This is a genomic window from Paenibacillus sp. S-38, assembly GCF_049942825.1.
GTDB lineage: Bacteria > Bacillota > Bacilli > Paenibacillales > NBRC-103111 > Paenibacillus_G.
Map to the genome: position 1 here is coordinate 887,326 of NZ_CP187970.1, position 12,929 is coordinate 900,254.

Consider the following 12,929-nt stretch of genomic DNA (forward strand, 5'->3'; position numbering starts at 1 on the left):
GAATAACAAGATGATAGCCTGTGAAGAATTGCGTGTATCACAATGAAATGAAACAGCAGCAAATATGTACGTGCTTCGAAAAGATCTGCTCTCTCGCTTGCATAAGTATGAAGTGCAGCAAGAGCTCCTTGGCCCAGCGTAATCCATTTTACCAAGGGGGGGTTCTTTTCGTGCTACAATATAGAAAACGGGGCTGTCCCTCAGTCACTCTCGCGTGATTTTTGGGATAGCCCCATTTTTGGCTTGGCCGGCATGCATGTCGGAGCTTTAGGGAACCGATTTCCGGCTCCTCTGCGGGGCCGGGGTTAACATCGGGTTATGGATGTTTAGTCTTCGTTATTTCGATAGGTTCAGGGGTACAGTAAGCTAATAGAGCAAGGCCGTAAGCGGCAGTGGAGGAAAAGAGAAATGAGAGGATTTAACTTATATAGCCGGGTTCTGCGGGTGATCGGCGGAGGACTGATGCTGCTCGCGCTGCTCGCTCCTGCGGGCTGCGGAGGAGAGCAGGCGCGGCAGGAAGCGGAGGAGGCGGCCGCAAGGCCCTTTGCAGGCAAGAGCATTACCCTGATCACGGCGAACCATCCGTGGGCTGACGAGATCAAGACGCTGCTGCCGGACTTCGAGGCGGAGACGGGGATGAGCGTGCTCATCCAGTCCCACTTCGAAGATCAGCTCACCCAGAAGCTCACCGTTCAATTCACGTCCGGCGCCGAGAAGCCGGATGTGTTCATGTACCGTCCGCTGCAGGAGGGCAAGGCCTTCTACCGCAATGGCTGGCTGCAGCCGCTGGACGGCTACGCGGCCCGGGAAGCTGGGTACGGGCTGGAGGACTTCTCGGCCCAGGCGATCCGCTCCGCAACCGTCGACGGGCAGCTCACGGGCATTCCGATCATCACGGAGCAGGGCGTCCTGTACTACCGCAAGGACCTGCTGGAGCAGGCCGGGCTTTCTGTGCCGCGGACGATCGGGGAACTGACGGAGGCGGCCCGGACGCTCCAAGACCCGGAGCACGGGGTATACGGCTTCGTCGCCAGGGGCCAGCGGTCGCCGCTGGTCACGCAGGTCTCCTCCTTCCTCTATTCGGAAGGAGGGGACTTCACCGCAGGAGGCCGGGCGGCGATTAACTCGCCTCAGGCACTCAAGGCCTTCACCGAGTACGGGACGCTCCTGCGGGAGTACGGGCCGCCGGAGGCCATCCATATGTCGTGGCCGCAGGCGAGCCGCCTGTTTGCCGCGGGGCATGCGGCCTTCTACACGGACGCGAACTCGCTCTACCGCAGCGTAACCGATCCGGCGCATTCGAAGATCGCGGACCGGGTGGGCTTTGCCCCATTCCCGGCGGGAGACGCCGGTTCCCGGACGTACAACATCACGTCCTGGGGGCTGGCCATCAACCCGAAGTCGCCGAACCGGGACGCCGCCTGGGCCTTCATTGCGTGGGCGACCTCCCGGGAGACCGTCCTGCACACCCAGGGGAAGGGCCATCCCGGGGCACGCCGTTCCGTCTGGAACCTGCCGGAGGGAACCGCGGGCTTCCCATCCGAGCTGGTGGAGGCGGTCCGGGAAAGCAGCCGAGAAGGCGTCGACCATGACCGGCCCACGACTGTCGATGTGGCAGGCGCACGGGAGGCGGTCGGGGAGATCGTCCAGCGGGTGATCAGCGGAGAGACGGACATCCGGGAGACGGCGGACCGGGCGAATGCCGCCCTCCAGGCAATCCTGGATAAGGAAGCGGAGGGAAGGCCATGAAGAGGCCCTCCCGGAGAATGACGCTTTTCGGCCGGATGCTGCTGACCCTGGTGCTCCTCCTGGTGCCTGTCCTGCTCCTGTACGCCTACTCGAACCGGGTCGCCGGCGGCGTAGTCGAGGAACAGCTCCGCTCCTCCAATCTGAGCCGGCTGACCTTCTTCGCTTATCAGCTTGACGGGCATATCGAGAACTTGTCCATGTTCCCGGTCGTCCTGGGCAACGATCCGCATATTCGGGAGTTCATCCAAGGCGGGGAGGCAGGGACGGACGGCAGCCGGCTCAAGGCGCAGTCGCGTGTAACAGAGAAGCTGGGGCTGCAGAGCGTATCGAGCGCCTGGTCCAATGATGTCACGTTCGTGATTCCTTCCCGGAAGCGGGTGTACTCCTCGAACATCTTCATCAACGGCAGCGAGGACTGGCCTTGGAACGAAACGGTGCACAGCGGCTGGACCTACGGGGAGGACGAATCCCGGGGGCGCCGGGTGCCGACCTTCTACCGGGAGATCGGAGAGCCCGCCGCGGCCCGGACGGCGGAAGAGGCCGATGCGCTCTTCCAGGTACGCTTCCCGGTCCAGAATATCAGCGATCTGCTCGATGTTTACAAGAAGGAGCAGAGCAACGATCCGTTCCTCTACCACCCGGACTATCCGCCGATCCTGAGCAGTACACCGTCCCGGGCCGTCGCGGAGTCGATTATCCGCGAGGTGATGAACGGGGGGCTGCCGGATTCGGGTCAGCAGACGGTGGAGGTCGGCGGGGAAGCGTATCTCGTCAGCTACGTCAAGAGCCGTCAGCTCGGCTGGCATCTCGTGGACTATGTGCCGCTGCAGCAGATTCTGGCGCCGATCGCCGCTGCGCGCAGCTGGTTCTACGGCTCGGCGGCCGTGCTCCTGGCCGCCGCCGCAGCGGCCTCCTTTCTGCTGTACCGCAATGTACAGCTGCCGATCCGGAGTCTGATCCGGGGGGTGCGCCGGATGAAGCAGGGGGACCTCTCCTCGCGCATCGAGTACCGGGCGAAGAATGAATTTGACGACCTCATCGTGCATTTCAACGAGATGTCCGAACAGATGCAGCGGCTGATCGAGGATGTATACACGGAGAAGCTGCGTTCCCGCGAGGCGACGCTGAAGCAGCTGCAGTCGCAGATCAATCCCCATTTTCTGTACAACTCGCTGTTCTTTATCATCAATTCGTCCATGCTCGAGGACCGGGACAGCGTGACCGCGATGGCCCATCACTTGGCGGAGTACTACCGGTATACGACGAGGGTGGAGCATCAGCGGGTGACGCTGAAGGACGAGCTGGAGCTTGTGGGCCACTATCTCGGCATCCACCACCTGCGGATGCAGCGGCTCGACTATGCGGTTGACGTGCCGGAGGCCATGATGAAAGAGGAGGTGCCGCGCCTGCTCCTGCAGCCGCTGGTGGAGAACGCTATCGTTCACGGCATCGAGCCTAGGGCGGGCGGCGGAATCATCCGCATTACGGGGGAACAGGACGGAGCGTTCAACCGCATCATCATTGAAGACAACGGGGGCGGACTGACCGACGCGGAGCTTGCCCGGCTGCAGGCCGTTCTGCAGGAAGAGGCGGCGGACGACAGGAGCATCGGCTGCGGCACCTGGAACGTGCACCGGCGGCTGCAGATCGGCTTTGGAGAGGGCTCGGGCCTCACCTTCACCCATGCCCCGGGCGGCGGCCTTCGGGCTGCCTTGATCTGGAGCCGGACGAATACAAGCCGCGGCGGGCGGCAGGAGGGAGGCGGTGGGGATGGCACAGCTGCTGATCGTGGATGACGAGGCGCATGTCGTCGACCGCTTCGCAGCGACGATCGACTGGGCGAGCCACGGCGTGGAGCAGGTATACAAAGCGTACTCCGGTCCGGAAGCGCTCGAGCTGCTCGAGCAGTTCTCCATCGAGATCGTCATTACGGATATCAAAATGCCGGGCATGACCGGGCTGGAGCTGATCGCCCAGATCCGCAGCCGGTGGCCCCGAACCAAATGCGTGCTCTTGTCAGGCTACTCCGATTTTAATTATGCCAAAGAGGCCATCCTTTACCAGACGGAGGATTACCTGCTGAAGCCGGTGAAGGAGGAGGACCTGCTTGCCACCGTGCAGCGGGTGCTGGAGAAGCTGCGCAGCGAATGGGAGGAGGTCATCTCCCTGCAGCGCTTGAACTACACGCTGAAGGAGAACCTTCCGCTGCTGCGTGCGAATCTGCTCCATGAGCTGCTCCAGGGAAGAAGATGGTCCGAATCCGTCCTTTTGGGCAAAATGAAAACGCTCGGTCTTCCGGAATTCGAGGGCGCTGCGTTCGATCTGATGATGATCCGGCTGGAAGAGCCGTTTACGGAGAGGGATCCCCAGGATCTCTATTGGATTGAGTACGCGGTAGGCAATATGGCCGAGGAGCTGTTTGGCGGCCGGTATGCCATCTGGCATACGAAGGATGCCCATGATTACCTCGTATTCGTCATGGCTCCGAGACCGGGAGATGGAGAGCGGGCGGAAGGGGCGGAGGACCCCCTCTGGTTCGAGCGGACGGCCTCTTCGCTGCAGTCGGCGGTGGGCACTTACCTCAGGGGGCGGATCTCCATCCTGGTGGGCTCCCGCGGGAGCTTCCCGCGCGAGGTGCCCGAGCTCTATAACCGTTCGATCGCGGCCTTCCGCAGGCGGATCGGCAGCGAACGGGAGCTGTTCACCCGGCTGGAGGACGATCCGCCGCCGAAGGAGGTCCGCTCGCTGCAGAGCCTCTACGAGCCGCCGACGCTGATCCACCTGCTCGAAGCCGCACGCTGGGACGAGATCGAAGAGAAGCTTCAGGCGATCTTCGGCGCGATGGATTCGGTAGGGTCCTCCGCCCAGGAGCACGTGCTGGAGGTGTACTACACGATCGCTTCCGCCTATGCCTATATCGCGCATAAGAACGGCCGCGCCCTATCCGTGCTGATCGGGGACGACTTCGACCGGATGGCGGAGGGGGAGCCGTTCCGTTCCGCAGGCGCACTGAAGGAATGGGCGCTCCGGGCCCTTGGCCGCATCCGCGGGGACATGGAGCAGGAAGCGAGGGATTCGCGGACGTCCCTGATCCGGTGGATCCAGACGTTCATTGAGGAGCACATGGACCGCGACGTCTCCCTGCAGGCTATCGCCGACCATGTGAACCGGCATCCGGTCTATGTCTCGAAGATTTACAAGCTGGAGACCGGGGAGAACCTGAGCGACTATGTGAACCGGGTCCGGATGGAGAAGGCGGAATATCTTCTGAAGAACACCCCGGATAAAATCTATGAGATTGCGGAGCGGCTCGGATACCTGCGGCCCCATTCGTTCAATCATGCGTTCAAGAAGATGTTCGGGATTACGCCCCAGGAATACCGGGAGCTGCATACGTGAGCGAAGGTCTGCGGACCCTGGCGGCATCTGGTTATTGATATTCAACCTGAAGAGCACACAACAAATATATCCGGGAGGTACTGCTTATGCTGTTATTTATCGTACTGGCGGGGATCGCGGCGCTTCTGCTGCTGATCACCGTCGTAAAGCTGAATCCGTTCGTCTCGCTGATCCTGACCGCCATCGGCGTAGGCTGGGCCGCGGGAATGCCGCTGCTTGCCGTCGGCAAGACACCGGGGATCATAGATTCGATCAAGACGGGGATGGGCAATACGCTCGGCTTCCTGGCGATCGTCCTGGCGCTCGGAACGATGCTCGGCAAGATGATGGCCGAATCCGGCGGCGCCGAGCGGATCGCGAAGACGCTCATCGGCCTCTTCGGCGAGCGGAACGTCCACTGGGCGATGATGTTCGTCGCGTTCATCGTCGGGATCCCCGTATTCTTCCAGGTCGGCTTTGTCCTGCTGATTCCGCTGGTCTTTACGATCGCGAGGCAAACCGGCGTATCGCTGGTGAAGATCGGTGTGCCGCTGGTTGCCGGACTGTCCGTGGTTCACGGTCTCGTACCCCCGCACCCGGCTGCAATGGCTGCCGTGGATATTTTCAAGGCGGATGTCGGCCGCACGATACTGTATTCCCTGATCGTCGGGCTGCCGACCGCGATTGTCGCCGGTCCCCTCTACGGCAACTGGATCGGTAACCGCATCCAGAAATCGGTGCCGAAGGAGATGGGCGACCAGCTGACGGAGAACGCCGGAGACAAGGTGCTTCCGGGCTTCTGGAACACGGTCTTCACCATTCTGGTCCCTGTGTTCCTTATGCTGATCGCTACGATCGCCGATCTGGCCCTGGCCAAGGATACCACGCTGTATCAAGTCTTCAAATTCCTTGGGGATCCGGTCGTCGCGCTGCTGATCGCCACCGTGTACTCTTTCTTCAGCCTGGGCTATGCCCGGGGCGTCAGCCGCGAGAAGGTGCTCAAGTTCTCCAACGACTGCCTGGCTCCTACGGCTACGATCCTGCTCGTGATCGGGGCGGGCGGCGCCTTCAACCGGGTGCTGCTCGACTCGGGCATCGGCAATTACATTGCGGAGCTGGCGAAGGCTTCGGCCATCTCGCCCATTCTGCTCGGCTGGGGGATCGCCGCTATGATCCGTGTCGCAACCGGCTCCGCCACCGTATCGATGATGACCGCGGCGGGGATCGTCGCACCGATCGCAGCCTCTATGCCGGGGGTCAGCCCGGAACTTCTCGTCCTCGCGACGGGGGCGGGCTCGCTGATTCTCTCGCACGTCAATGACTCCGGATTCTGGCTCATCAAGGAGTATTTCGGGATGACCGTGAAGGAGACGCTGCTTACCTGGACGGCGCTCGAGACGATCATTTCGGTGGTCGCCCTCGCCCTCATCATGGTATTGAACATGTTCATCTAGGTTCAAGCTTGGGTATATATAGAGAACCGGAGTGTTCGGAAGGAGAAGGAAACGAAATGAAACTGGGATTAGTGGGACTTGGCAAAATGGGCCTGAACCTTGCATACAATCTGCTGGATCACGGTCATGAGGTAGCCGCTTTCGATGTGAATACAACGGCCGTAACGCAGGCGTCAGAGGCGGGCGCGATCGGAGCTTCCACGCTCAAAGGGTTGGTAGAGGCGCTGGAAGCGCCCCGGATCATCTGGCTGATGGTGCCGGCGGGCGAGCTGACGGAGAAGGTGGTCGGGGAGCTGGCTCCCCTGCTCTCCTCCGGGGACATTGTCCTCGACGGGGGCAACTCGCACTATAAGGACTCGGTCCGCCGGGCGGGCGAGCTCCGGGAGCGGGGCATCTTCTTACTGGACGTCGGTACGAGCGGAGGCACGGAAGGGGCGCGGCACGGGATCTGTGCCATGGTCGGCGGGGACGCGGAAGCGTTCGGCCGCGTCGAGCCGCTCTTCCGGGACCTCAGCGTCGAGAACGGCTGGCTGTACGCGGGAGAGAGCGGCAGCGGGCACTTCCTGAAGATGATTCACAACGGCATCGAGTACGGCATGATGCAGTCGATTGCGGAAGGCTTCGAACTGCTGGACAAGAGTCCTTTCGGCTTCGACTTCGAGAAGGTGGCCCAGGTATGGAACCACGGCTCGGTGATCCGCTCATGGCTCATGGAGCTGACGGAGCGGGCTTTCTCGAAGGATTCGGACCTCAGCGGCCTGAAGGGGGTCGCCCATTCGTCGGGTGAGGGACGCTGGACGGTCGAGACGGCGCTCGATTACGGAGCCGCTGCGCCGGTCATCACGCTGTCCCTGATGATGCGCTACCGTTCACAGGAGGAGGATACCTTCTCGGGGAAGGTGGTCGCTGCGCTGCGCAATGAATTCGGCGGCCATGCGGTGGTGCGGTCGGAAGAGTAGCGGTCAAGGAGGAGAGCCTAATGAGCAAAAGATATGTCATCGGCGTCGACATCGGAACGACGAGCACGAAGTCCGTACTCTTTACGGCGGAGGGGGCCTTGGTAGCGAGCCACCATATCGAATATCCGCTTCATTCGCCGAAGCCGGAGATCGCGGAGCAGGACCCGGACGAGATCTTCCGGGCGGTCACCTCGACGATTAAGTATGCGCTGCAGAAGAGCGGGATCGTGCCCGCCGATCTGCTCTGCATCTCGTTCAGTTCCGCCATGCACAGCGTGATCGCCCTGGATGCGTCGGGTCAGCCGCTGACCCGGTGCATTACGTGGGCGGACAACCGGAGCGCCGCCTGGACGGAGCGGATCCGCAGCGAGATGAACGGCCATCACATCTACCTGCGGACGGGCACGCCGCTGCATCCGATGTCGCCGCTGTCGAAGCTGGCCTGGCTGAGGCACGCGGACCCGGATCTCTTCGCGAAGACGCACAAGTTCGTCTCGATCAAGGAGTATGTCTTCTTCCGGCTGTTCGGCCGTTTCGTCATCGACCATTCCATCGCCTCGGCCACCGGCCTCTTCAATCTCGAGGCGCTGGATTGGGACGCGGAGGCGCTGGCTGTCGCGGGCGTCACCCCGGAGCGGCTGTCGGAGCCCGTGCCGACCACGTACGCCTTGACCGGCCTGCCGGCCGAATGGGCCTCCGAGATGGGCGTGCCGGCTGGCCTGCCGTTCGTCGTCGGGGCCAGCGACGGCGTGCTGTCGAACCTCGGCGTCGATGCGATCGCCCCGGGCACGGTGGCCGTCACGATCGGCACGAGCGGCGCGATCCGCAGCGTGACGGACCGGCCGGTCACCGATCCGAAGGGGCGCATCTTCTGCTACGCCCTGACGGAGAAGCACTGGGTGATCGGCGGGCCGGTCAACAACGGCGGGATGATCTTCCGCTGGGTCCGGGATCAGCTCTGCGTCTCCGAGATGGAGACGGCGTCCCTGCTCGGCAAGGACCCGTACGAGGTGCTCACGGAGATTGCCGCACGGGTGAAGCCGGGGGCGGACGGCCTGCTCTTCCACCCGTATCTTGCGGGGGAGCGGGCCCCCCTGTGGGATGCTAACGCCCGGGGGTCCTTCTTCGGGCTCGGGCTGCACCATAAGAAGCAGCACATGATCCGCGCCGTGCTCGAAGGGGTCATCTACAACCTGTACACGGTGTTCCTGGCCCTGCAGGAGCTCATCGGGCAGCCGAACCGCATTCAGGCGACAGGCGGCTTCGCCCGCTCGGAGCTGTGGCGCCAGATGATGGCGGACATCTTCGACCAGGAGGTGCACGTGCCCGTCAGCGTGGAGAGCTCATGCCTCGGCGCAGCGGTCCTCGGCATGTACGGCCTCGGCGAGATCGACTCGCTTGAAGCGGTATCGGGGATGGTCGGGGGCTCCCACCGCCATACGCCGAATCCGGAGCACGTGCCGGCCTACCAGGAGCTCAGCCGGATCTATGTGCGCCTCTCCCGGCTGCTCAAGGAAGAATACGGCCACATCGCCGCCTTCCAGAAGAAATGGATGTAAGGCAGGAACGATGGAATGAAGGCTGGCTGTCCGACCGGACTCCCCACGGGAACCGGAACGGGCGGCCTTTTTTGATTGGCGGGTAGAAAGGGTGTGGCGAGATCTCTGCCGTATGAGCCGGAAATTCAAGGGTACAATACCAATGTCGCATGCCTTGGCTCACATGAAAGCGGGAGGTGTAAAGCTCAGGGAAGATTTCCTCGACCCCCGGAACGCCGAAGAAATGCCTAAGATGACGGACAGCATGCTGTCGCTGGATTTCCTGATGGCCGCCAAGAATGGGGTGCGCAGCTGCGCGATTGTGCTGACGGAGTGCATAACCCCCGAAGCACGGACCCTGATCCGGGAACAACTCAACCAGGGGCTGGCCCTGCACGCAGCTCATGCTGGAGAAGGGGTGGCTTCATGTCTACAATCTCCCCGAGCAGCACGAGGCCGCCTCGTTATCGCGACCCAGACCGGTTCGTAAAGGGGGAACGATTCAGGCGACGTGCGTCTACGGAGGACGGTATAACGCCTTTCCTCTCGGCGACATTTTCCAGCGCAATGTCAACCTGCGGACCGGACAAGCCCCGGTGATCCACTATATGCCGCATATGTACGACCTCGTAGCCTCGGGCAAGATCGACCCGGGCGACATCGTCACGCATGTGCTTCCGCTCACCGATGCGAAGCGCGGCTACGAGATCTTCGATACCAAGACGGACGACTGCATCAAGGTCGTCTTGAAGCCATAGGAGGCAGAGGGTATGGAACAGCAGAAGTATGCGCTGCACGAGATAGCCGCATTCAAGACGATCTGCATGACCAAGTCGCAGACGATGCAGATGCTGGTATCCGACGAAGCGCTGAAGAGCATCATGCAGCAGGATGTTGCCCTGTCGGTGCGCCAGCTGCAGGATCTGAACGAATTGTTGTCCAAGGCGACGACATAGAGGGGAGCAGGCCGATATGAATACGATTCTCGAGCATATGACCGGACTGCATATGATGCCCGACCAAGTGATCGCGATGGATCTGCTCATCGCCGCGAAGAGCGGAGTGCGCAATTATGCGATGGCGGTGACCGAGACGGCCACTCCGGAGATCAAGGCCGTGTTGACACAGCATCTCAATGAGGCGATTCTGCTCCATGAGCAGATCTCCACGTATATGGTGGAGCGGGGCTTTTATCACCCCCACGATCTGAACGAGCAGGTGAAGCTCGATCTGACCAATATCCAGACGGCGCTGAAGCTGACCTAGCCTGCGCCAAGGCTGTTAATGAGAAGGGAAGATGAATGATGCCGGGACAGGAAAACCAACAGCAAATGACCGCCGACCGCAGCCTTTTGTCGGACAAGGAGCTGCATTACCTCAAGGACTTCATGTCTTGGGAGCTGCTCGCCATGAAGAAATGCGCCGATCTGGCGAACCGCTGCCAGGACCCGGAGATCCAGTCGTTGATGCGTGAGACCGGGAAGAAGCACCTCAGCCACTACCAGCAGCTGCTGGGTCATTTACACTAGGGCGTCCAGGGAGGATCAGAAGGTGACAGTGGAGATTGCGAATCCGCAGACGGGCCAGCTTCCGAAGGTGAAGACCCCGGAGATGAATGACAGGGATTATATCAACGACCTGCTGAGCTTTGAGAAATACCTCTCCGGCGGGTTCAACACAGGGCTGCAGGAGATGCAGAACCCGAAGCTCCACGAGACGGTGCAGGGCATCCTGAGCGACATTCACAACAGCCAGTTCCAGGTGTTCGATACGATGTTCCGCAAGGGCTGGTACAAGATGAAGGCGGCCGATACCGCCGAGATCGAGAAGATCCGCACGCAGTTCTCCAATTACAGCAGCCAGTTCCCTGAGTTCTAAAAAGGGCTGTCGATGGCCTCACAAGCGCCCATAGGGGATCTTGTGGGGCTTTTTGGCATGCGTGCACAGGCAGCATGTTCGTGCCCGGTTCATCTGGTGGATGCTGCAGAGGCACCCTGTTCTTTTCTTTGTTTATGGAAAATACTTGATTATTTTACAGTATGGAGCTATGATTTATTTACTTACCGGTAAGTAAGTTGAGTGGAGGGATCCCGATGTCAACGCAGGAGCTGATTTTGGAATCGGCTTACCGATTGTTTGCCCGTCACGGGTTTGAGAAGACGAGTCTGTCGATGATCGCCAAGGAGGTCGGTGTCTCGAAGCCGGCGGTTTATTACTATTTTCCGTCCAAAGAGGCCCTGTTCGGTGCTCTGCTTGAGGCGGTCTGCAGCGAGATCCGGTTCGGGAAGTATTTTCCCCTGGCTTCGTTTACGGCTGACAATTATCAGGAGCAGCTGACCGCAAGCGGACTTCGCATGATCGGGGAACAGCGCAGCGACCCGCACTATTCCCTGCTGATGAAAGAGTTCATGATTCAGAGCACCCGGGATGAAAGCATTCTGTCCGCCATGATGGCGGTGATCCAAACGTATGCGGAGGGGTTTCATGAGCTTCTCCGCCATGGGGCCGATCTCGGCATCGTACAAGGGGACGACCTCCGGGCCAAAGCGGAGCAGCTCACCATGATCGTGGACGGGATAGACAATTATATGGGGCTGGGCGTGGCCTTCGATTATGAACGGTTGTGGAGCTATACCGTGGAACAAGTGTTGAAATAAGAGGTGACGTATGGTGAAAAATGAGGCCAAGGGGGCGGCTGAACGTCTGACCGGCCTGGATCTGGCCCGTTCGCTCGCGGTCTTCGGCATGATCCTGGTGAACTACAGGATTGCGATGGGGGCCGAAGCCGGCGGTCCGCCTTGGCTGGCTGCGGCAGCCGGTCTGCTCGAGGGCCGGTCCTCCGCCATGTTCGTGATGCTCGCAGGAATCGGCCTGTCGCTGATGACCCGCCGGGTCCGGCAGGGGGAGGCGGGGGAGCTGAAGCGGAGCCGGGCGGTGATCCGCAAGCGGGCCCTGTATCTGCTCCTGCTCGGTATCGGACTTCTACTGGCGGGGTGGAGCGCGGATATTCTGCATTATTATGCCTTGTATTTGTTCCTGGGTTCGTTTCTGATCCGGGCTCCGTCCGGGGCGCTGCTGGTCTGGCCGGCCGGCCTGCTCCTATGCGCCCAGGTCCAGCTTCTCCTGCTCGATTACCGCACAGGGTGGGACCCGGCGTTTCGCCTGTACCTTGATTTTTGGACGCCGGAGGGCTTCCTGCGGAACCTGTGGTTCAACGGCTATCATCCCGTGCTGCCCTGGTTCGCTTTCTTCGTCTTCGGGATGTGGCTCGGCAGGCTGCCCCTGCGGGATGAGGCGGTCCGGCGCAGGGGGCTGCTCGTCTCTCTGGGGGTGGCTTTCCTGAGCGAGGTGACGGCCTTGGCGGCACGCCGGGCTTCCATCCCCTACCTCGATGAGGAGGCTGCAGCCTATTTGTTCGGTACGAAGCCGATGCCTCCAGGGTTATTCTACATGCTCTCGGCGGGCGGGACGGCTGCAGCCGTGATTCTGCTCTGCCTCCATGCGGCTGACCGGCTTCAGGGGAGCGGGCTCGCGGCCCGTCTGATTCCTGCGGGGCTGATGGCTCTGACCCATTATGTCCTGCATGTGATCGCAGGGCTTGGCCTGCTGGAACTTTTGGGTGTGCTGGAGAACGGCTCGCTGCCTTTTGCCCTGCTGTACGGCGCAGGGTATTATGCGGCGGCCCTGCTGTTCTCGGGGAGATGGCTGAGGCGCTTCGGAAGGGGCCCGTTCGAGGCGCTGATGCGCAGGCTGTGACCGTTCTGCCGCCCATGCGGCCGGGGGGCTCCGGAGCGGGCAACCCAAAACGGCCGGCAGACCCACGGGGAGCATCTCCCCGGCGGGTCTGCCGG

Annotated in this window: 12 protein-coding genes and 2 pseudogenes; all 14 read left to right on the forward strand. The window is 61.5% G+C overall.

Annotated features, from left to right (window positions below; translation table 11 throughout):
- Positions 1-408: 408 nt before the first annotated feature.
- On the forward strand, positions 409-1,749 hold the full coding sequence (locus ACP26L_RS04225; RefSeq protein ID WP_426451327.1) for an ABC transporter substrate-binding protein: 1,341 nt from the start codon (positions 409-411) through the stop codon (positions 1,747-1,749).
- A gap of 17 nt (positions 1,750-1,766) precedes the next feature.
- Positions 1,767-3,545: a histidine kinase gene (locus ACP26L_RS04230; RefSeq protein ID WP_426451328.1), complete on the forward strand. Its 1,779-nt coding sequence runs from the start codon at positions 1,767-1,769 to the stop codon at positions 3,543-3,545.
- Positions 3,520-5,148: a response regulator transcription factor gene (locus ACP26L_RS04235; protein ID WP_426451329.1), complete on the forward strand. Its 1,629-nt coding sequence runs from the start codon at positions 3,520-3,522 to the stop codon at positions 5,146-5,148. The genes ACP26L_RS04230 and ACP26L_RS04235 overlap by 26 nt, the downstream gene beginning before the upstream one ends.
- Before the next feature lie 86 nt (positions 5,149-5,234).
- A complete protein-coding gene (locus tag ACP26L_RS04240; RefSeq protein WP_426451330.1) occupies positions 5,235-6,581 on the forward strand; it encodes a GntP family permease in 1,347 nt (448 codons plus the stop codon).
- Positions 6,582-6,637: 56 nt separating this feature from the next.
- Complete coding sequence (gnd, locus tag ACP26L_RS04245) at positions 6,638-7,540, forward strand: phosphogluconate dehydrogenase (NAD(+)-dependent, decarboxylating) (protein ID WP_426451331.1); 903 nt, start codon at positions 6,638-6,640, stop codon at positions 7,538-7,540.
- A 20-nt stretch (positions 7,541-7,560) separates the two neighbouring features.
- Positions 7,561-9,099, forward strand: a complete 1,539-nt coding sequence (gene gntK, locus ACP26L_RS04250; RefSeq protein WP_426451332.1) for a gluconokinase — start codon at positions 7,561-7,563, stop codon at positions 9,097-9,099.
- Positions 9,100-9,364: 265 nt separating this feature from the next.
- A pseudogene (locus ACP26L_RS04255) lies at positions 9,365-9,418 on the forward strand (spore coat protein); the annotation flags it as partial.
- A gap of 72 nt (positions 9,419-9,490) precedes the next feature.
- Positions 9,491-9,836, forward strand: a pseudogene (locus ACP26L_RS04260) (glutathione-dependent formaldehyde dehydrogenase); the annotation flags it as partial.
- 12 nt (positions 9,837-9,848) lie between these two features.
- The gene (locus ACP26L_RS04265) at positions 9,849-10,034 is read left to right on the forward strand and encodes a hypothetical protein (protein WP_426451333.1); all 186 of its coding nucleotides are present in this window, start codon (positions 9,849-9,851) and stop codon (positions 10,032-10,034) included.
- Between the two features lie 16 nt (positions 10,035-10,050).
- A complete protein-coding gene (locus tag ACP26L_RS04270; RefSeq protein ID WP_426451334.1) occupies positions 10,051-10,344 on the forward strand; it encodes a spore coat protein in 294 nt (97 codons plus the stop codon).
- 65 nt (positions 10,345-10,409) lie between these two features.
- Positions 10,410-10,607: a hypothetical protein gene (locus ACP26L_RS04275; protein ID WP_426451335.1), complete on the forward strand. Its 198-nt coding sequence runs from the start codon at positions 10,410-10,412 to the stop codon at positions 10,605-10,607.
- Between the two features lie 22 nt (positions 10,608-10,629).
- A complete protein-coding gene (locus tag ACP26L_RS04280) occupies positions 10,630-10,956 on the forward strand; it encodes a spore coat protein (protein ID WP_426451336.1) in 327 nt (108 codons plus the stop codon).
- 215 nt (positions 10,957-11,171) lie between these two features.
- On the forward strand, positions 11,172-11,735 hold the full coding sequence (locus tag ACP26L_RS04285) for a TetR/AcrR family transcriptional regulator (protein WP_426451337.1): 564 nt from the start codon (positions 11,172-11,174) through the stop codon (positions 11,733-11,735).
- Between the two features lie 10 nt (positions 11,736-11,745).
- Positions 11,746-12,834, forward strand: coding sequence for a DUF418 domain-containing protein (locus ACP26L_RS04290; RefSeq protein ID WP_426451338.1), 1,089 nt, complete (start codon positions 11,746-11,748; stop codon positions 12,832-12,834).
- Positions 12,835-12,929: the final 95 nt, after the last annotated feature.